General features: G+C 40.3%; 15 protein-coding genes and 1 CRISPR repeat array. Of the genes, 10 read left to right on the plus strand and 5 right to left on the minus strand.

The annotated features are described in order from the left end of the window. Positions 1-178 precede the first annotated feature (178 nt). On the minus strand, positions 179-631 hold the full coding sequence (locus ADS77_RS09065) for an NfeD family protein (RefSeq protein ID WP_054453988.1): 453 nt from the start codon (positions 629-631) through the stop codon (positions 179-181). Between the two features lie 18 nt (positions 632-649). Continuing rightward, entirely contained in the window at positions 650-1,603 is a 954-nt protein-coding gene (locus tag ADS77_RS09070) for an SPFH domain-containing protein (protein WP_054205019.1), read from the minus strand. A 74-nt stretch (positions 1,604-1,677) separates the two neighbouring features. Here ADS77_RS09070 and ADS77_RS09075 point away from each other — a divergent pair, with 74 nt between their 5' ends. The 9 genes from ADS77_RS09075 (at position 1,678) to cas6f (ending at position 12,681) form a co-directional block, all read left to right on the plus strand. Then, positions 1,678-2,883 (plus strand): J domain-containing protein, encoded by a 1,206-nt coding sequence (locus ADS77_RS09075; RefSeq protein ID WP_054205018.1) that lies wholly within the window; start codon positions 1,678-1,680, stop codon positions 2,881-2,883. Positions 2,884-3,251: 368 nt separating this feature from the next. After that, complete coding sequence (locus ADS77_RS09080; RefSeq protein WP_054453990.1) at positions 3,252-4,097, plus strand: WYL domain-containing protein; 846 nt, start codon at positions 3,252-3,254, stop codon at positions 4,095-4,097. Between the two features lie 100 nt (positions 4,098-4,197). Beyond that, on the plus strand, positions 4,198-5,172 hold the full coding sequence (gene cas1f / locus ADS77_RS09085; protein WP_054453992.1) for a type I-F CRISPR-associated endonuclease Cas1f: 975 nt from the start codon (positions 4,198-4,200) through the stop codon (positions 5,170-5,172). Further along, positions 5,165-5,335, plus strand: a complete 171-nt coding sequence (locus ADS77_RS22355) for a hypothetical protein (RefSeq protein WP_161803878.1) — start codon at positions 5,165-5,167, stop codon at positions 5,333-5,335. Before cas1f ends, ADS77_RS22355 begins: the two co-directional genes overlap by 8 nt. Continuing rightward, positions 5,332-8,715, plus strand: a complete 3,384-nt coding sequence (cas3f, locus tag ADS77_RS09090) for a type I-F CRISPR-associated helicase Cas3f (protein ID WP_054453994.1) — start codon at positions 5,332-5,334, stop codon at positions 8,713-8,715. Before ADS77_RS22355 ends, cas3f begins: the two co-directional genes overlap by 4 nt. Then, entirely contained in the window at positions 8,715-9,998 is a 1,284-nt protein-coding gene (locus tag ADS77_RS09095; RefSeq protein WP_054453996.1) for a type I-F CRISPR-associated protein Csy1, read from the plus strand. Before cas3f ends, ADS77_RS09095 begins: the two co-directional genes overlap by 1 nt. After that, positions 9,995-10,939, plus strand: coding sequence for a type I-F CRISPR-associated protein Csy2 (gene csy2, locus ADS77_RS09100; protein ID WP_054453998.1), 945 nt, complete (start codon positions 9,995-9,997; stop codon positions 10,937-10,939). The genes ADS77_RS09095 and csy2 overlap by 4 nt, the downstream gene beginning before the upstream one ends. Positions 10,940-10,964: 25 nt before the next feature. Continuing rightward, on the plus strand, positions 10,965-11,999 hold the full coding sequence (gene csy3, locus ADS77_RS09105) for a type I-F CRISPR-associated protein Csy3 (RefSeq protein WP_054454000.1): 1,035 nt from the start codon (positions 10,965-10,967) through the stop codon (positions 11,997-11,999). Positions 12,000-12,027: 28 nt separating this feature from the next. Beyond that, on the plus strand, positions 12,028-12,681 hold the full coding sequence (cas6f, locus tag ADS77_RS09110; RefSeq protein ID WP_054454002.1) for a type I-F CRISPR-associated endoribonuclease Cas6/Csy4: 654 nt from the start codon (positions 12,028-12,030) through the stop codon (positions 12,679-12,681). Between the two features lie 128 nt (positions 12,682-12,809). Continuing rightward, positions 12,810-17,281: a CRISPR direct-repeat array (repeat unit 28 nt; unit sequence GTTCACTGCCACACAGGCAGCTTAGAAA). A 145-nt stretch (positions 17,282-17,426) separates the two neighbouring features. On the opposite strand, the gene ADS77_RS22120 is transcribed toward cas6f, so the two are convergent. The 3 genes from ADS77_RS22120 to ADS77_RS09115 all read right to left on the minus strand — a co-directional run bounded on the left by ADS77_RS22120 (position 17,427) and on the right by ADS77_RS09115 (position 19,932). After that, positions 17,427-17,687, minus strand: coding sequence for a hypothetical protein (locus ADS77_RS22120; protein WP_152960600.1), 261 nt, complete (start codon positions 17,685-17,687; stop codon positions 17,427-17,429). 340 nt (positions 17,688-18,027) lie between these two features. Further along, positions 18,028-18,276: a hypothetical protein gene (locus tag ADS77_RS22125; RefSeq protein ID WP_152960601.1), complete on the minus strand. Its 249-nt coding sequence runs from the start codon at positions 18,274-18,276 to the stop codon at positions 18,028-18,030. A gap of 240 nt (positions 18,277-18,516) precedes the next feature. Next, a complete protein-coding gene (locus tag ADS77_RS09115; RefSeq protein WP_235575746.1) occupies positions 18,517-19,932 on the minus strand; it encodes a diguanylate cyclase domain-containing protein in 1,416 nt (471 codons plus the stop codon). A gap of 240 nt (positions 19,933-20,172) precedes the next feature. Between ADS77_RS09115 and ADS77_RS09120 the strand changes: the two genes are divergently transcribed. Further along, positions 20,173-21,060 (plus strand): cation diffusion facilitator family transporter, encoded by an 888-nt coding sequence (locus ADS77_RS09120; RefSeq protein WP_054205008.1) that lies wholly within the window; start codon positions 20,173-20,175, stop codon positions 21,058-21,060. The last annotated feature ends 324 nt before the right edge of the window (positions 21,061-21,384 follow it).

Raw genomic sequence — 21,384 nt, forward strand, 5'->3', positions numbered from 1 at the left:
CTTTTTATGTTTATTATATTAACTCTGAGTAGGTTTAATTGATTTTTGATGGATTAAAGCACTTAATTGCTTTGATTTTTGAAATAAAAAGAAATGTTTTTTGTTACAAAAAATATATAAGACATGAGAGGCAAATAACGTGAAATAGCTTCACGTTATTTGATTTTTATTGAGATAATTAAAGCGTTTCAACCCACATTACACCAACTTCTTTTTTTACTACTTTAACATGCGTACCAGCGGATATTGGTTGGTGACTTTTTAGCTTCCAGCTGATCCCAGAGTATGAATGTGTACTAAGACCCTGCTCATCAACATGGCTATTGAGTATAAAATCGAGCTCAGCAAAATCACTTTTAACTTCTTTAGTGTCTACATTGTCTTGCATACGCTTAAGAGGTTTCCACAGTAAAGCAGCCAGTGCCGCTGTTACAAGGGTATTACTCCACAATGCAGTCGTTAATGAATTATCCAATATTGAAAAATTCATCATCAAACCGGTTGCAAACAACGACATGCCTAAAAATAATAATATAAAAGTCGACATTCCTAATACAGCAACCTCAATAATGAGAGCTGCAATGCCTAAAATCATCAGCACTTCAGGTAAATTATTAGTAATGAGATCCATGATTATCCCCTTAGTCGTTTAGCTTTTTTGTTTAGTATTTAACGTATTAATAATCGACATTGCTTGTGCCACCATTGAGCTGGCATCAGTCCCGTTATCTGGTAGTAAAACAACTGAAGATTCTTTAGCAATAGCTTGTTTAGCGGCAATTGCTTTTGACGCAAGATCTAATTGAATTGCTTTTTGCCCTTGTTCAGTATCAGCAGCTTCACCGACTTTACGTAATGCATCAGCTTGTGCTTCTGCAACGGCAATAATCGCTTTAGCTTCACCTTCAGCGCGCAGTATTTGTTCTGCTTTTTCAGCTTCGGCAGCTAATACTTGGGCTTGCTTTTTACCTTCGGCAACATTGATGTTAGCTTGGCGATCACCTTCTGATTCTAAAATCTGTGCACGTTTAACACGCTCGGCCTTCATTTGCGCTTCCATCGCTTCCATTACAGATTGCGGTGGCACAATGTCTTTAATCTCGTACCGTAATACTTGAATACCCCACGGCTCAGCCGCTTGGTTAATTGCGCTTACGATATTGGTATTGAGTAGATCACGTTCTTCAAAGGTTTTATCAAGTTCCATTTTACCAAGCTCTGAACGCATGGTTGTTTGCGAAAGTTGAGTGACAGCAAATACATAATCGTCAACACCGTAAGTGGCGCGGTATGGGTCAAGTACCCTAAAGTATAAAACACCATCAACAATCAATGAAATGTTGTCTTTAGTGATGGCCGATTGAGAAGGCACATCTTGTGCTTGTTCTTTTAAGCTGCGATCTGCGGCAATACGATCAATAAATGGGATAATAAAGTTTAATCCGGCTTCTTTAGTTGATTGATATTTACCAAAACGTTCGATTAACCAAGCACGGTTTTGTGGTACAAACTTAACACTGCTTTTAAGCAGCACTAATACAAAAATGAGTAAAAACGCTTCGACAGTAAACAGCATGTTGAATATTTGCGCAATTGGGTCCATGTATACTCTCCTTAGATTTTTTATTAGACTAGAGCAATGATTATGCGTGTAAATATGATGAGATACGAGCTTTAATGAAAACAAACACAACTTTTTTACAAAATGTAAAACAGCAAGCGACAGCGAAACCTGCATCAGAATTAGAACGTTTATGGCAGCGAATAGATAAGCACACCAAGCGTAACGCAAACTTTGAGATTAAAAAAAGTACGCTATTCAATCAGTTTAAAGAGCAAGTGGAGCCTCACGAGCACCACCAAGCCCGTATGATGGCAGAGCAAATTATTCATCTGAGTAAATTTATTCAGCGTAAAAGCCTGACGATTGAGCAGCGCAATGAGCTTGTAGATTGGATAAACGAAGATTTAGAATACTTATCAGGGCACCCATTTATTGGTGAGTTGGAAATTGAAAAAGTAACGCAAATCTTTCAATCGCATTTAAGCAAGCACAATCACGATACAGTTAATGCAATTGATTCATCCCAGTTGAATCTTTTACGAACTATGCTCCAACAAGATTTCCCCGGTTTAGAGTTAACAGATGAAGACTTGAGAGAAATTGCCGTCAATCCCCAAAAACTTTATCAGCATCTTGATGAACAAGGCTTTGGTGAGGATGAAGAAAGCGACGACGATGCATTTAATCCAGGCAATGCACATGCAGAACAAGATGAAGACTGGGATGATTTTTTTGATCAATTCGAACGATTCGACCGCGATGAAATTAAACAACAAAAGACGGATGCAAAATTAGAAAAGCTATTTAAAAGCTCGCAACTAAACAAAATGTATAAACGTTTAGCAGCAAAACTTCACCCGGACAAAGAGCCTGATCCAACCAAAAAGGCTGAAAAGCACGAACTTATGCAGCAACTAGGGCAGGCCCGTAAAGCAAAAGATGGCTTTACCTTATTGCAGTTATACATAACTCATTTTGATGACGACGTAGATTTTGATGAAGAAACTAAAGCTAACTTAATTCCGCTACTGCAAAATAAAATAGTTGAGTTAAATAAACTGCACCGCCAGCAAAAAGAAGGCAATGATCCGCATTCACTCGTATGGCGTAAATTTAATGGTCGTAGTAAAGCGCAAATTAAACATAATTTTACTAATCATATCGCTGCTTTAAATAGTGAGTGTGAAGAAATATCCGAGCGTTTAGGATACTGCACCACAGTAAAACTACTTAAAGAAGAGCTAAATGATCGGATTAATAATAAACGCCATATGCCTATGTCTTTTGACGATGCGCTAGAAAGCATGTTTAATTTTTGATTTAAACAAGCTAGGGCATGTTTATCTTTCGAGGTTAAATTTGCAGCAGTATGTTTGGTATTTAGGCAAGGCAGAGCCTATGGTGTGTGGTTGTTCCCCATAAGTAGGCGATAACGCAGCATAAATGCCAAACACACGCTGCTCTTCGGGGTTCTTCCAAGGGGCGTGAGCAGGACGCGGAAGCTTTGCTCGACTTTTACTTAGCCCACTAGGTTACAAATCTCGCGCTGCGATTAAATCGCCCCTTGTTGGAACAAATTTTAATCCTGAAAGGTCAACACGCCCTTACAAGCAGAAAAGGAATTCTGCTTGTAATCAATAATTTTTCTGATAACTTAAATTAGTCACAGTAAAAGTGCAGGGAACGCATGACACCACAATTCGACTATATAACCCGTAGACGCTTTAATTTTATTGAACTTATTATTCATTGGGAAGGGCGGTTAACCACAAATCATTTGCAAAAGCACTTTGCAATTAGCCGTTCAAGTGCGTCAAATATTATTCAAGACTATATACAGTTTTACCCACAGAGCCTACGTTACAACAGTTCACTTAAAGGGTATGAAGCAACAAAAGACTTTTCCCCATGCTTAATCGACCTTGACCTAACAGCGTATTTAAAGCTAGCCAATCAAGGTGAAGATACACTTACTTGGCAGCAATTTACTTGGCTTAGTTCACCACTAATTAGTATTGAACCGCACAAAATAAGGGGCGTGCTACGTGCATTAAATCAAGGATTAAGAGTTGATGTAGGCTATGCTTCAGTGTCCAGCCCCGAATTTGAATCACGCATAATAAGCCCACATAATCTAATATTTGACGGTATGCGTTGGCACGTACGCGCCTATTGTGAAAAAAACAGTGGCTTTAGAGACTTTGTACTAACACGCTTTAATGGTGAATGTGAGTTTGAAGGGGGGGCGCAATATGACCAAAGTCACGACACATTGTGGCAAACTCAATTAACCGTAGTGATAGAGCCCGATCCGCGTTTAACCCCAGAACGCGCCCACATTATCGCACTCGATCATCAAATGACAAAACAGCCAAATGGCCGTTACCAACGTAAAATAACCGTACGCGCCGCGCTATTACTGTACTTACTTAAACAACTTCACCTAGACAGCTACCAAACCAAACCCGAAGCCCAACAAATTATTTTAAGTCCAACATGCTTAGAGGCACTTAAACCTTATATGGCATGGTAATACTAAACATGCGTAAAAACTCAGCAGGTGATAAATATACAGTGTTGAAACAGTACTAAAGCAAATCTAAAGTAGGCGCACTTACAAAATAGGAACTGTTATGGAAAACTTTAGCTCATCAGATCTAAAAGCAATTTTGCATTCAAAGCGCGCAAACATTTATTGCTTGGAATATTGCCGTGTTATGCAAAAGGATGGGCGTGTACTTTATTTAACCGAAGGCACGAAAGAGAATCTCTATTTTAATATTCCAATCGCAAATACAACCGTAATTTTATTGGGTAACGGCACATCAATTACCCAAGCCGCAATGCGAATGCTAGCCCAAGCTGGCGTATTAGTGGGTTTTAGTGGCGGCGGTGGCACACCGCTTTATATGGCAAATGACGTTGAGCAACCTATAGAATGGCTAACACCACAAAGTGAATATCGTCCAACAGAATATCTGCAAGGTTGGATGCGCTTTTGGTTTGATGATGAAAAACGCCTGATAGCGGCAAAAATGATCCAAGCAGCGCGAATTGAATACCTCACTAAAATTTGGCAAAAAGATAAAGACCTAAAACAAAATGGTTTTAATCTCACCGATTTAGAAAGTGCATTATCGACCTTTAACCAACGCACAGAAAGCGCCACCAAACAAAACGAATTACTACTAACCGAAGCGCAGCTCACTAAAGCACTTTATAAGTTTGCAGCTAATGCCACACAAACAACAGACTTTAAATGTGAGCATAAATCTACAGACTTAGCGAATGACTTTCTAAACCACGGTAATTACTTAGCCTATGGCTTAGCCGCAAGCTGCTTGTGGGTATTAGGTATTCCCCACGGTTTTGCCGTAATGCACGGGAAAACCAGAAGAGGCGCATTAGTGTTTGATATAGCTGATTTAATAAAAGACACACTCGTTCTGCCTTGGGCATTTATTTGCGCGAAAGAAAACGCAACCGAGCAAGAGTTTCGCCAACAAATATTACAAGCATTTACCGATCATAAAGCACTCGATTTCATGTTCGAAACTGTAAAAAGCATTGCTTTAACCACACATGCAGAGATAGATAAAAATGCATAACGTTTCTGTAGATCGTGCTTCAGCGCATGACACTGTAGGTCGTGCTTTAGCGCATGACTCTGTAGGTCGTGCTTCAGCGCATGACTCTGTAGGTCGTGCTTTAGCGCGTGACACTGTAGGTCGTGCTTTAGCGCGTCAAAGCGAGAAGGCCTTAATGCCATGATGGTCACCTTTATATCACAATGCGAAAAAAACGCCTTAAAGAAGACCCGCCGCGTACTTGATGCCTTCGCTAATCGTATAGGTGACAACACATGGCAAACGCTCATCACCGAAGACGGCTTAGTCACCGTTAAAAAAATGCTACGACAAACAGCCAGCAAAAGCACCGCAGTCAGTTGCCACTGGATACGTAGCCGAGCAAGAAGTCAGTTTTTGTGGGTGGTGGGGAACAAAAATAAATTTAATGAGCAGGGCGTAGTACCAGTTAATAGTACGAGAAAAAAATTGTTAAACAGTAAAATAGAAAATGATTGGAAATACCTACCGTTAATTAAGTCACTTACTGCACTCTCAGCATTGCTCCATGACTGGGGGAAAGCGTCTCGTTTATTTCAAGAGAAGTTAAACCCTAATAGTAAAAATAAATTTAAAGGTGATCCGTTAAGGCATGAATGGATTTCTGTTTTATTACTTAATGCCTTAGTAAATAGTAAAAATGATGAAACATGGCTAGCCGAATTAGCGCAAAACGCTTTTACTGAAACACAATTAAAAGTAAGCCTTAAAACGCAAAATTCAACACCATTAGATAAACTTCCAAATGGGGCTAAATTGTTAGCTTGGTTAATAGTTTCGCATCACCGCTTGCCTTATATAAAGAGTGATTGGCGCGATGAAAAAGCACCTGATTTATCTTCAATGCTCAAACGCATCACTCAAAAATGGGGTTATGAAAACATTCAAGACCTTGCAGAATACAATAAACGTGTTGAGCAGTGTTTTGAATTTCCTAATGGTTTGTTGTCTGAATCGAAAGAATGGCGAAAACAAATAAAACGTTGGGCAACTAGTCTACTAAATAACTTACCTTTACTTGAATCGGCTATGAAAGACGGTAGTTATCGTTTGGTGTTACACCATGCGCGGTTATGTTTGATGTTAGGGGATCACTTTTATTCATCACAAAATGCCGCCAAAAATTGGCAAGATAGCACAGGGTTATTCGCTAATACTGATCGAGATACCAGCGAACTAAAGCAAAAGCTTGATGAGCACTTGGTAGGCGTGGCAAAAAATGCTTTAGACACCGCACATTTATTACCAGCATTTGAAAAAGAACCCCCCGTTGCAACAGATATTCAAGCATTAAGAAAGGCGAGTCCCACGGCATTCAAATGGCAAGATAAAGCCGTAACCGAAATTAATGAATGGAAAACACAACAAGACAAAAAAGTAACCGGTTTTTTTGCCGTTAACATGGCAAGCACAGGTTGTGGTAAAACCTTTGCTAACGCTAAGGTTATGCGTGCGTTATCGGCTGACGGTAAAAGCTTACGTTATATTCTTGCTTTGGGGTTACGTACATTAACTTTACAAACAGGTGATGAATATCGTGACCGAATAGGTTTAACTAATGCTGATTTTGCCGTACTAATAGGTTCAAGGGCGGTTGCTGAATTGCACAACCAACGAGAAATTAAACAAGATGAAATCACTGGCGAGGTATTAGGCTCTGAGTCTCAAGAAGCTTTATTAGATGAATTTATAGATTATGATTGTGAAATACCCGAAGAAGGGTTAAGTACGGTATTAACGTGCACTAAAGATAAACAGTTTTTATATGCGCCAGTGCTAGCGTGCACCATTGACCACTTAATGGCAGCGACAGAAACCAAACGAGGTGGGCGCTATATCTTGCCTAGCTTACGGTTAATGTCGTCAGATTTGGTGATAGATGAAATAGATGATTTTACCGGTGATGATTTAATCGCAATTGGTAGACTTATTCACTTAGCGGGTATGTTAGGTAGAAAAGTGATGATTTCATCAGCAACTATTCCGCCAGATTTAGCACTAGGCTATTTTAATGCTTACAAAAAAGGTTGGCAAATTTTTACCAAAAGTCGAGACGAAGCAAAAGCTGAAATAGGCTGCGCATGGATAGATGAATTTACCACACACGTTTATAGCGTTAACGTAACACAAAGTGATTTAACACAAAGCAATAGCCCCCTTGAGCAATATCAAGCTAATCATGGCAACTTTATAAACAAACGAGTTAACAGCTTAAATAAACAAGTCGCTAAACGTAAAGCAGAAATTGTGCCTTGTCTTTTACTCTCGATAGACGAATCAACACCAAAAAATGAAGCTGAAGAAAGCAAGCAGTCTCATTATTTTTCAACAGTAAAGCAAGCGACTTTAACTAAACATCAACTGCATCATAGTATTGATCCTACAACAGCAATCAAAGTTTCATTTGGTGTGATACGAGTGGCCAATATAACGCCATGTGTAGAGTTAACTAAATATTTATTACAAGCCGACTACCCACAAGATACTCAAGTAAAAGTAATGGCTTATCATAGTCAACAAGTTTTGTTGCTACGACATGAACAAGAAAAACACCTCGATGACGTGTTAAAACGTAAAGAAAAAGCTGGGGCACCACAACAAGCATTTTCCAATCCAGTGATCCGTAAACATCTTGACTCATGCGCTAAAAACAATAGTAATATTAACAGTATACTGTTTATTTTAGTGGCAACCCCTGTTGAAGAAGTAGGCCGCGATCATGACTTTGATTGGGCGATTATTGAACCCTCATCTTATCGCTCAATTGTGCAACTAGCTGGACGTGTAAGGCGTCACAGAGCCGAGGCAGTTGAAATGGCTAATATTGGCGTAATGCAATATAACTTCAAGGCATTTAAAACCAATGATAAGCCAGATGGAAAGTATTTCATTAAACCGGGTTATGAAGACGGTTGGGATAAAACCCTACACAGCCACGACCTCAATAAATTAGTGAATGAAACACGTATTAACGAAAGTTTAAATGCCATTCCTAGAATAAAAGTGCCTACCCAAGCAGATAAGCAGTTATTAGCGTTCATTGAGCATCAAGTGACCGCAACACAATTAACAAACTTTTCTGCATTTGGCGCAAACACCCTACAAGGTTACTTAACCGAAACATGGTACTTAACCGCTTTGCCACAAGTGTTAACCCCTTTTAGAAAAAGTGAGCCAAGCATTAACTTATTTTTGTTTTATAACGAAAATGAAGACGAATGCTACTTTACTGAAAAAGACGAAAAGGGTAAGGCTTTGCTAGATATTAATGATCAAGTGATTAATCGAGAAACGATACTAAACATCAAGAAAATAGAATTAACAGAACAGCAGCGACAAAATTTATGGTTTGAACGTAATTATAAAAACTTGTTAACCAAGTATCTCAGCGAGCCGTGGTTAGCTACACCTAAGCGAGTGTCATTACGTTACGGAGAAATAAATATGGTAGAACGTGAGAATGCACAATACGAATATAGCGACCAATTAGGGTTAGTTAAAGTGAATAAAAAAGGTGGTCAGTAATGTTAGCAACTGAAGTAGATAATTTTTTTGAAAAGTTAAAAGAAAATTGGAAAAGAAAAAAAATTAAAGCTGCAATGCCTATTGAGATAAAGGAGAGTTTAATAAAAGAGTGTGATTCACATTATTCTCTTAATAATTGGTTATCTTATGCATCAAATGGGGCTATTAAAAGGGCTCTTTCAAGTCACCCTAGTAAATTTACTCATCCAGATGTTGGAGCTTCCGATACCAATATAAAAAAGAAAACTTATGTGTCACCTGTTATTCATCTAGGAAATTTTGAAAATAATGGATTTCTAAAAACAGGAAATGTTATAGGGATTAATTTAGATTCGACAGGTAATGGCGCAGAAGTGGGTAGTATAGGTGAAATAGGAGCTTTCCTGTCTTTAACTTTAGCTGATGGTAAGCGATTTTTTGAGCACTTGCGTGAGGATAGCGAACAAGCGAGGAAAATATTAAGTTATTGCACCGAACCATATGGTGATTTGAAAGTAGGTTTATTAGCAATGATTAAGGATGTTGAAGCTCAAACTAGCTCTAAAATCAAACAAGTATATTTCCCTGTTGACGATGATTATCATCAATTATCACTACTAACTAATTCGGGCATAGTTTATCAATTACGTTCTCGCTTAGATAAATTGCGTTTTTCAGACGAAGTAAAAGAACGTCGTGATAAAAAGCGTAAAAATGAATTTAGTGAGCAGGATTTCAGTGAAATTTACGGCTTAACTACAATAGGGTACGGTGGAACTAAACCGCAAAATATTAGTGTTTTAAATAATCAAAATGGCGGTAAAGCACACCTTTTATCATCGTTACCACCGAGTATTGAAAAGCGCAGTATACATTTTCCGAAAAGTGATTTTTTTACCGAGTCATTTAAAAAATATGAATACGCCGATGCTTTTAAAGCATTGCATAAACTATTTCAGACTGACTATAACAATATCAAACTGCGTGATGCGAGAGATCGTAACCTCCAACAAATCATAGATTTACTTATTGAAAAAATGTGGTCAGTGCGCGCTGTTTCACAAGCACAATTCCATGCTGATACGTCTTCATTATCAAGCGTGCAACGCACTTGGCTACATGATGATTTTGCTGATGATAGAGAAAAATCAGAGCAATGGTTAAATTCACTCACCACTGAAATATCCGCATGGTTAACGCGTAGTTATGAAAAGGTGCTAGATAAAAAAGCCATCAAATTAGGTGATGCTGAGCGTTTTCACTTTGCAGAAGTGATTGAACGTAATAGGGAGTTTTTGAAATGAACAACATAAAGCGATTGTTATTATTACCCCATATAAAAGTACATAACGCCAATGCACTTTCTAGCCCGTTTACTATTGGTTTTCCTGCCATGACTGCTTGGCTTGGCGCGGTGCACGCATTACAACGAAAGTTAAGCGCTCAAGGTTATACGAGTTTTAAATTTAATAGCGTTGCCGTAATTAGTCACCAGTGTGATTTACAAACCCATAAAGGTGTAGATGATTTCGTTCATTCAATTATCGGCACGGGCAATCCGTTAGATAAAACAGGCGCAAGAAGTGCATTTATCGAAGAAGCGCGTTGTCATTTAGACGTGTCATTAGTACTTGAATACACAGGAATTGAAAAAGACGATGAACAAGCCTTACAAGAAAAGATAACCCACTTACTTAATAGCAATATGAAAATGGCTGGTGGGGATATTTTAAGCTTTAAAGAACCTCTGTTTTTTAAAGTTGAAGTGGGAAACCCAAAGGATTTAAATAATCTAACACGAAAGCTTATGCCCGGTTACGCCATTATTGAGCGTAGAGACTTAATGGTTGAGGCAATGGCAGCGGGGCAAGATGCAATGGATGCTTTATTAGATAATCTCGTTATTCATCATCACTGTGAAAAAGTAGTAGATGAAACGAATGAAGAAAAAGTGATATGGGCAAGTAAACGAAAAAACAAAGGTTGGATTGTGCCTATTGCGACCGGTTTTCATGGTTTGACTGAATTAGGTGAAGCTAAAAATCAGCGTGATCCAAACACCCCGCATCGTTTCGCTGAAAGTATTGTGACTTTGGGGGAATTTAAAATGCCACACAGCATTAAATCAATTGATGAAATATTGTGGCGCTATCAAACAGATCAAACCAATAACTTATATCTTTGTGCTCAAACTCAAAAAATTATTCAAACAGAACAAGAAATTGAAGACTCTTATTACGCATAACTTAATTTATTAAAGGAAAATTATCATGGCTAAAAATCAAGATACCGCATCAGTACTCGCATTTGAAAAGAAATTAGTACCATCTGATGGTTATATGTATGGCACACAATGGAATGAACGTAACAATAAAGCGCATCAAACACCACTGAAATTAATTGAAAAATCAGTGCGCGGTACTATTTCAAATCGTTTAAAAGCGGCGATTAAAAGTGATCCTGTAAAGCTAAACGCAGAAGTAGAAAAAGCCAATTTACAAACTGTGGATAGTTGTGCACTTGCACCAGAACAAGACACCTTAAAGCTACACTTTACCTTAAAAGTGCTTGGTGGCGTTCATCAACCTTCAGCGTGTAACAACGCACTCTTTAAACAAAGTTACAGTAGTGCTGTACGTGATTACATAGGTAAAGAAGGCTTTAAAGAATTAGGCAAGCGTTATGCTTTAAATTTGGCTAATGCTCGTTTTTTATGGCGTAACCGAGTTGGCGCTGAAAATATAGAAGTACAAGTGAATGCATTAAATAAAGACAGTAAGCAATCATGGGTATTTGATGCAACAAAGTTTAGTACCCGCCACTTCAATAATGACGATCAACAGGTTATTGAACTAGGTGAACGGATCGCTACGGCTTTAGCAAGCGATGATGATTTTTTAATGTTAGAAATTAATTGCTTTGTACAAGTGGGCAAGGCGCAAGAGGTCTACCCAAGTGAAGAGTTAGTGCTTGACAAAGGTAAAGGTAAAAAAAGCAAAATTTTGTACGATAACCAAGGAATTGCCGCAATGCATTCGCAAAAAGTAGGTAATGCACTGCGCAGCATTGATACTTGGTATCCTGAATTTGATGATAGCGAAAAAACCGCTGGGCCTATCGCAATAGAACCTTATGGTGCAGTAACTAATTTAGGAAAAGCGTACAGAACGCCAAAAGACAAACAAGATTTTTACACCTTCTTCGATAAATGGGCGCGCGGCGCAGAACTTGAGCGAATTGAAGATGAACATTACGTGATGGCAATTTTAGTGCGTGGTGGTGTTTTTGGCGAAAGCGATAAATAGTCTTTTACTTCAGATAGGTAAAAAGAAAATGAAATATTATCTCGACATCACCTTATTACCAGAGGCAGACATAACGCTCGGGTTCATTTGGCAAAAGGTTTACCAACAAGTGCATATCGCCTTAGTTGATAATAAAGTCGCTGAAAATGAGTCGGCGATTGCAGTGAGTTTTCCTCGCTATAGCACTGAAAAAAGTGGTGAGCATGAATTTCCGCTCGGCAATCAATTAAGGTTGTTGGCAAATGATGAGGCACAGCTCACTAAATTAAAAATAGCAAAATGGCTAAATCGTTTGGAAGATTATGTACATATTAAGTCGATCAAACCAGTACCAGAAAATGTGACCTATGCGGCTTTTGTTAGACAGCATGTAAAAGGTGAGGCGCGTATAGAAAAAGATATGTTAAGTAAAGCACAACGTTGGGCTGAAAAATCAGGTCAACCGCTTGATACTTGTTTAGCAGAGCTTGAAAAAACTAAACCCAAAGCCGTTAACTCATTACCTTTTATTTGGTTAGAAAGCCAAGAAACTAAACAACGTGATGCAGCTAACAGTAGAAAATTTCCACTATTTATCAAAAAGGTAGAAATTGGGAAAAAACAAACAGGCATATTTAATTGTTATGGTTTAAGTGTAAATCACAGCAATAAAGAAAAGCTGGCTAGTATTCCCCAGTTTTAACCTTTATTTTTGCTCTTTAAAAATTAGAAACTAAAACAATAAGTTACAACATCACTAAAAAATTAGGTAAAAATAGATAATTTTACCTAATCACCTGTTGTAACTTATTTTTTGCCTGATATTCTATTGTTCACTGCCGCACAGGCAGCTTAGAAAATCCTGAAACAGGCGCGTCGTACTGGATTAACGTTCACTGCCGCACAGGCAGCTTAGAAACTGCAAGAGGAACACACCCCCTTGTCACATTAAGTTCACTGCCGCACAGGCAGCTTAGAAATATATAGCGCATTAAGTGAATAGTTTGTCAGGGTTCACTGCCGCACAGGCAGCTTAGAAAATCCTGAAACAGGCGCGTCGTACTGGATTAACGTTCACTGCCGCACAGGCAGCTTAGAAAGTCAATCCAAGTCGTTGATGTTACTTCACACTGTTCACTGCCACACAGGCAGCTTAGAAATGCAAAACGAAAGCAGCCACGCGCCATTGCATGTTCACTGCCACACAGGCAGCTTAGAAAACCAACGGGTGACCAGATGGTATGGGTATCATGTTCACTGCCACACAGGCAGCTTAGAAAGCGAACGTAGGCATGCAAGTGGGCTTACCTAAGTTCACTGCCACACAGGCAGCTTAGAAAAACATCAATAACAGTGGTATTAACTCAGCATTGTTCACTGCCACACAGGCAGCTTAGAAACTGAAGCCGTGGCCGCAGAGTTAAAAAACAACCGTTCACTGCCACACAGGCAGCTTAGAAAAGGGACAGTAAAAGTTGAACAAAACGAAAACCGTTCACTGCCACACAGGCAGCTTAGAAATATTGTTGACTCTGCCCATCTATTACTTATGAGTTCACTGCCACACAGGCAGCTTAGAAAAAACGGTAGTTTGTATTTATTTTGCGGTCATGGTTCACTGCCACACAGGCAGCTTAGAAAACCTCAATTTATTCAAGGGGGTATTAGTCAACGTTCACTGCCACACAGGCAGCTTAGAAAGTTTGGGAAACTAACATTACAGTTATGGACGCGTTCACTGCCACACAGGCAGCTTAGAAATTATGCAGATTTTGCAGATAAAAAGGCAAGTTGTTCACTGCCACACAGGCAGCTTAGAAATTTGTGGCAGGTGCACGGCCATTTTTACTGTGGTTCACTGCCACACAGGCAGCTTAGAAATTATGCATCATTACAAAGCACAACAGCACTTAGTTCACTGCCACACAGGCAGCTTAGAAAGCACGACGGGAACGTGTCAACGCGGTGGGATGGTTCACTGCCACACAGGCAGCTTAGAAATAGTTGTTATTGCTACATACTTAGATGAAAAGGTTCACTGCCACACAGGCAGCTTAGAAAAAACGACTCTGATTTTTTATCAACGTTAATGTGTTCACTGCCACACAGGCAGCTTAGAAATAACAAAAGATTACGTTGCAAGTATCAATAACGTTCACTGCCACACAGGCAGCTTAGAAACTCGCCCTGTTAAACGTATTGTTTTAGGTTAAGTTCACTGCCACACAGGCAGCTTAGAAATTTAGCCGCCATATTCACCCCCATTGATTAACGTTCACTGCCACACAGGCAGCTTAGAAAATTAAAAAGAGCGAAAATTTCGCTCTTTTCGCGTTCACTGCCACACAGGCAGCTTAGAAAAAACGGTTGAAGGTTGTGTGAATGTCATTCCAGTTCACTGCCACACAGGCAGCTTAGAAATTTAACCATGTCATATTGGCGATTTTGTAATTGTTCACTGCCACACAGGCAGCTTAGAAACGCCGAGATTGACCGCGATTACTATTGCTGTGGTTCACTGCCACACAGGCAGCTTAGAAAGCCGTTGCTATGCTGTCCGCTGTTACTCCAGCGTTCACTGCCACACAGGCAGCTTAGAAAAGCAATCCCGCCAAGTGTATCAAAGTGATCTTGTTCACTGCCACACAGGCAGCTTAGAAAATTCAGCACAAAACCCGCGTTCGGGTATTTTAGTTCACTGCCACACAGGCAGCTTAGAAACATTGCGTGCTAAAATATGCCCCAAGCTTTGTTGTTCACTGCCACACAGGCAGCTTAGAAAAGAGCCCGCCGAAGATAAGTTTTGTACTGTTAGTTCACTGCCACACAGGCAGCTTAGAAAAATTATACGGGTATTCACCTTTGTTGTTTGCTGTTCACTGCCACACAGGCAGCTTAGAAAAGCATCACCAAAGTTGTTTTGCCATGCTGCTAGTTCACTGCCACACAGGCAGCTTAGAAAGTTTTGGAATGTCATTAGTTCCTTTAGCAGATGTTCACTGCCACACAGGCAGCTTAGAAAATCAAATGATTCGCTGTATGTTTCAAATGCCCGTTCACTGCCACACAGGCAGCTTAGAAATAATAAATTAAATCGTGAAGACATTGTTTTACGTTCACTGCCACACAGGCAGCTTAGAAATAAAACACATCTAATTTTTGAAGGTGTTGAATGTTCACTGCCACACAGGCAGCTTAGAAATTGTAACCGTTGATGAGCATTACCGCGTTAACGTTCACTGCCACACAGGCAGCTTAGAAATCAATGGTGTGGTGCAATAAAAAAGATCCTTTGTTCACTGCCACACAGGCAGCTTAGAAATGATGTTAAGAAAGCTTCCATCGGTGTCGATGGTTCACTGCCACACAGGCAGCTTAGAAACGGGCACTCTGAAATAGTGCGTGACAATTCAAGTTCACTGCCACACAGGCAGCTTAGAAAACCCATTTTAGTGTTGGAGTGGTTAATAAAATGTTCACTGCCACACAGGCAGCTTAGAAAGTATTGTGTAAGTATAACCGCTTTTACCGTGTGTTCACTGCCACACAGGCAGCTTAGAAATCCACCAGTACCGTCCTTTTTGGTTCCGTCGTGTTCACTGCCACACAGGCAGCTTAGAAATGGCATAACTTTTATGCTAAATGGTTTTAACTGTTCACTGCCACGCAGGCAGCTTAGAAAACAGGCCAGCGCGACAAAATCACCCGCTACGCGTTCACTGCCACGCAGGCAGCTTAGAAAAACTGAAGATGACTACAAAAAAGCCTATGAGTGTTCACTGCCACGCAGGCAGCTTAGAAACATTGGAGCCGCGCAATGTCTAAGATTGTAAAGTTCACTGCCACGCAGGCAGCTTAGAAAGCCAAGCCAAAGGACATAATTAACAGGCGGTTGTTCACTGCCACGCAGGCAGCTTAGAAAATTTGTTTGAATCCCGATTAAAATCTGTTGTTTGTTCACTGCCACGCAGGCAGCTTAGAAATTCCACAACAAATACACGGTCAGCGTTGGCAAGTTCACTGCCACGCAGGCAGCTTAGAAATTACGGCCTAATTAGTCGAATGGTGCCAGCACGTTCACTGCCACGCAGGCAGCTTAGAAAGCTACCGATTTGGCCTCTCGTGTTAAATGGGTGTTCACTGCCACGCAGGCAGCTTAGAAAGTAGCCGCTGTCAGTGAATGATTGAATAAATAGTTCACTGCCACGCAGGCAGCTTAGAAAATTGCAAAATTGGGTTTATTAAAAAGGTGAATGTTCACTGCCACGCAGGCAGCTTAGAAAACCCACTAAACTTGAAAACCATTCCATGATCAGTTCACTGCCACGCAGGCAGCTTAGAAATCTAATAATTACAGAGATAAGGCGAAAAACACGTTCACTGCCACGCAGGCAGCTTAGAAAAGATAAACGACCAGAACCTGATGATGCTGACAGTTCACTGCCACGCAGGCAGCTTAGAAATTTGTTTTCAGCAATAGACAATTTTTTTGTTAGTTCACTGCCACGCAGGCAGCTTAGAAAAAGCGGCAGGCAAAAGTTAAGCGATGGTATGAGTTCACTGCCACGCAGGCAGCTTAGAAACTGTAAACTGTGAAATTATATTCACAGTACCTGTTCACTGCCACGCAGGCAGCTTAGAAATGTACCAACTGCTCGAAGTGCGGCTGATTTTAGTTCACTGCCACGCAGGCAGCTTAGAAACGTTACCGAGAAACATGAAAATGCAGGTTGCGGTTCACTGCCACGCAGGCAGCTTAGAAAGGGCTTAGTAGGGGCAGGTACATCGTAAATATGTTCACTGCCACGCAGGCAGCTTAGAAAATTGTATTTAAGCCCGCCGCCAACTTGCGGGTGTTCACTGCCACGCAGGCAGCTTAGAAATTTGCTAGCAACCTCGCGATAAGCCGTTTGATGTTCACTGCCACGCAGGCAGCTTAGAAAGCCGCAGGCGGGACGTTTAAAGGCACTGTTTAGTTCACTGCCACGCAGGCAGCTTAGAAAAATGATAAGAACAGTACAGATTGGGCTTATATGTTCACTGCCACGCAGGCAGCTTAGAAAATTTGGTCATACACTGGCGCGTATTCAGTATGGTTCACTGCCACGCAGGCAGCTTAGAAAATCACTTGGACTGATTATCAAGCTAGCAATTTGTTCACTGCCACGCAGGCAGCTTAGAAAATTGCCGTTACGTTAAACGTACCGCTCGGAGAGTTCACTGCCACGCAGGCAGCTTAGAAAATCCAATGATTAGGGTTGTGTGGTGCAGGAGTGTTCACTGCCGCACAGGCAGCTTAGGTGACGATGGACCGAAACGATTTACCGAATAAACAGTGCAGCCTGAGGAAGTGAGGTCATGGATGACCGATGTAACCAAGCTCCATGGATGGATTATAAATCGTTAGCTTAGCGTGATTATTCGGGGTTTCTCGTGCTAAAGCACGACCTACGGTACTGGTAGGTGATGAGTGACCGGTGTAACCAAGCCCTTGGATGGATTATAAATCGCTAGCTTAGCGTGATCATTCGGGGTTACTCGCGCTAAAGCACGACCTACGGTACTGGTATTTAGGCGATGAGTGACCGGTGTAACCAAGCCCTTGGATGGATTATAAATCGTTAGCTTAGCGTGATCATTCGGGGTTTCTCGCGCTAAAGCACGACCTACGGTACTGGTATTTAGGTGATGAGTGATCGATGTAACCAAGCTCCATGGATGGATTATAAATCGCTAGCTTAGCGTGATCATTCGGGGTTACTCGCGCTAAAGCACGACCTACGCTACTGGTATTTAGGTGATGAGTGACCGGTGTAACCAAGCTCTTGGATGGATTTACACGCTAATGTTGGTTCAACGTTAGTTCACTGCCGCACAGGCAGCTTAGGTGACGATGGACCGAAACGATTTACCGAATAAACAGTGCAGCCTGAGGAAGTAAGGTCATGGATGACCGGTGTAAGCAAGCCCTTGGATGGATTGTAAATCGCTAGCTTAGCGTGATCATTCGGGGTTTCTCGCGCTAAAGCACGACCTACGGTACTGGTATTTAGGTGATGAGTGATCGATGTAACCAAGCCCTTGGATGGATATAAATCGCTAGCTTAGCGTAATCATTCGGGGTTTCTCGCGCTAAAGCACGACCTACGGTACTGGTATTTAGGCGATGGATGACCGATGTAACCAAGCCCTTGGATGGATTGTAAATCGTTAGCTTAGCGTGATTATTCGGGGTTTCTCGCGCTAAAGCACGACCTACGGTACTGGTATTTAGGTGATGAGTGACCGATGTAACCAAGCTCCATGGATGGATTATAAATCGCTAGCTTAGCGTGATCATTCGGGGTTTCTCGCGCTAAAGCACGACCTACGGTACTGGTATTTAGGTGATGAGTGATCGATGTAACCAAGCTCCATGGATGGGTTATAAATCGCTAGCTTAGCGTGATCATTCGGGGTTTCTCGCGCTAAAGTACGACCCGCAATATACATGGTTTAGGTTGTGAATTAATATCATTGTTGATGATTTACTTTTGATTCAATCTATCTGCTGAACTTGGTTTCGGCCTGCATTTTTGGCGTTGTAGAGTGCTTTGTCTGCGGCGCTAATCATGGTTTGTGGTGTTGTATCTTTACTTACAAAGCAGGTATGGCAACCAATACTTAAAGTAAGTTGTGGTGAAATGTCAGAGTATAAGTGCGGGATATTCAACTCATGTATTCTTTGCTGTAATAAGTCGGCAAATTGTAGGCAGTGCTGTGTATCAATACTCGGGAGAATAATAGCGAATTCTTCACCGCCATAACGGGTTGCTAAATCACCTTGGCGTTTACATTGTGCTTGCAGTGCTTGGGCTACTTGCCTTAAAACGTCGTCACCTTTTTGGTGGCCGTTATTATCGTTGTATAACTTAAAGTAATCTATATCGCAGATGATTAAACTGACGGGCTGCAAGGTGCGTGTTGCTCTTTGTATTTCATTCGTTAAAGTTTGATCAAAACAGCGTCGGTTGGCTATGCCGGTCAGGCTATCGATGTTTGCTTGAAGTTTAAGTTCTTGGTTTGCAATTAACAGCTGATGTTGGGTTTGTTCTAAACGTTGTTTATAAACAACATTTTTAAGTGCATTTGCAATTATTTCGCCTACTAACTTTATACGAATTAAATCAGTATTAGTCCAATTATGTGCTTTGCTAACGCAATCACAGCCTATAAAACCAAATAGTGTATTGTCTGACCGTAGGCCAATGCATAAAACCGATTTAATGCCTTCAGATTCAAACTCTTCTCTTTCTGCGGCCGCCTGAACGGGTAACAGGCTTACGTTAGGCACGTTAAAGACGTGTTTTTCGTTCATAGTTTTAAAAAAGTAAGGCAATGAGTTTTGTGGAATATTTTGTAATTCATCTTTAAAGGGATTGATGTTGTTATTAACCCATTCATGGGTATTACTCATTTCTTTGCCATCGTTACTAAATTGAAACAGGTAGCTGCGATCAGCATGACAGAATGTGCCTATGGCCTCTAAAGCACTTTCAATTTGTTGATCTAGGTTTTCAGTTTGAATATCAATTAATTGAGCTGATATTTTCGCGATGACCTCATCAAAATCGGCTTGATTATCAGGTTCATGCTGCACTTCAAAAATAAGTGCGATAAGGTTTTGTGCAATATAGCTGTAACGAACATTTATATTTTGTCCGTTTTCGAGGTGGATTGGTGGCTTAACGTTTGAAGGTAAGCTGGTATCTAGTGTCTCAAAAAGATGTAAATGGGATAAGGCATCATGTGCAGAGGTAACTAAAGCGGGGATCCCTAGTAGTGTTTGCGCTGATGGGTTGGCAAAAACAGAATCAGTGCGCTGATCAAATAACGCTATTGTTATGGGCAAAGCCTGGAGTGCATGCCATATGTCTTTTACTGAATCTATTGTACCTGTAGAAGCGTTGTTCACTGGTTTCCCTAACGTCTTGTTAACACTTTTAGCTTAACGTGAATTGAATGAGAATGGTACTTTTTTGTTTAAATAGATAGTTACTTAAATTGCTGCGAGATTGCTGTGGGTTAGTACTAAGTTTTTAGTGCGTTTAGTCATAGGAAGTATTACAATTGATATTGTATATCATTACTCTTTCCTGCATCTTTAAAAATGATGACTCTTAGCACCATTAAGCATAGGTAAAAACCGCTTTTCATGACCGATATTACAACTCACAAAGCTTCCAGACGTCGATTACTAATAGCATTAGCTATCACATGTTCTTTTATGGTCATTCAAGTTATAGGGGCTTACTATGCTAATTCTCTCGCTGTTATGGCTGATGCAGGGCACTTATTTGTACATAATAGTTCGTTATTTATCGCGCTTATTGCCTCGAGTTTAGCTATTCATTTAGCAAAAAACTATAATGATGGATATCAAAAAGCAGAGTTAAGTGGTGGCTTGTTAAATGGGTGTCTTTATTTAGCAATTAGCATGGTTATTTTGTTTGAAGGGGGGGAGCGTTTTTTACATCACCATGAGGGCCAAGGCGCACCTGTAAATAGTTATTTGATGTCTGTAATAGCCGCAACGGGCTTTCTTTTTCATGGCGCTGCTGCGTGGGTTTTATATAAAGGGCGCAAAGCAAGTATTAATGTTTATGCCGTTTTCTTACATTCGTTCTTTGATTTAATTTCGACGGTGTCTACTTTTATTGCCGGCGTATTGATTTACCTTACTGGCTGGACAGTGATTGATATACTTTCAAGCATGTTAATCGCTTTGTTTGTGATGTTTACCGGTGTAAAAGTGATTATTAGCTGTGTTAAAGGGTTATGGCTCAATAAGGCTAAATTGCCTGATGTAGGCGATATTGAAAGTGCGATAAGCAAAGTTGAGCACGTTGAAAATGTACACAATGTAACTGTCATTAGGCGCGAAAAAGAGCTTGTTGTTGGTGCGCATGTTGTCTTAAAACAACATTGTACAAAAGAAAAACACGACGAGGCATGCCGATTAAAGGTGGAGCAATTGCTTGCGCAACAATTTAATGTGGTTACTAGTGTACTGCAAATTGAAAGTAATGGTTGTACGCACTAAATTAAATGGACTTATTTGCTTGGCAAAATGGGTTTTTTCTTTTACTTTTATTAGTATGGATCTTTTATAGGGTAAGCCTTTGCCGATTTTTCAGCAACGATATTTTGCTTTTAGTTGTTCAGTAGTACTGGGTTTACTTGCAGGGGCTGTTAACTTATTGCCTTTTTGGTTTTTAGACAGCTCTGAATTTTTGTTTGGTCAATTTTTTGTTGTTCTTACATTATTGTGCTTTGGCTTACGTTATGCCTTGCTCACATGTGTATTTAGTGCCGCATTTATATTTTATCGTTGGGGGCATTGTTGGCCATCACTTGTCTTTACTGG

This window comes from Pseudoalteromonas porphyrae (genome assembly GCF_001298125.1).
Classification (GTDB): domain Bacteria; phylum Pseudomonadota; class Gammaproteobacteria; order Enterobacterales; family Alteromonadaceae; genus Pseudoalteromonas; species Pseudoalteromonas neustonica.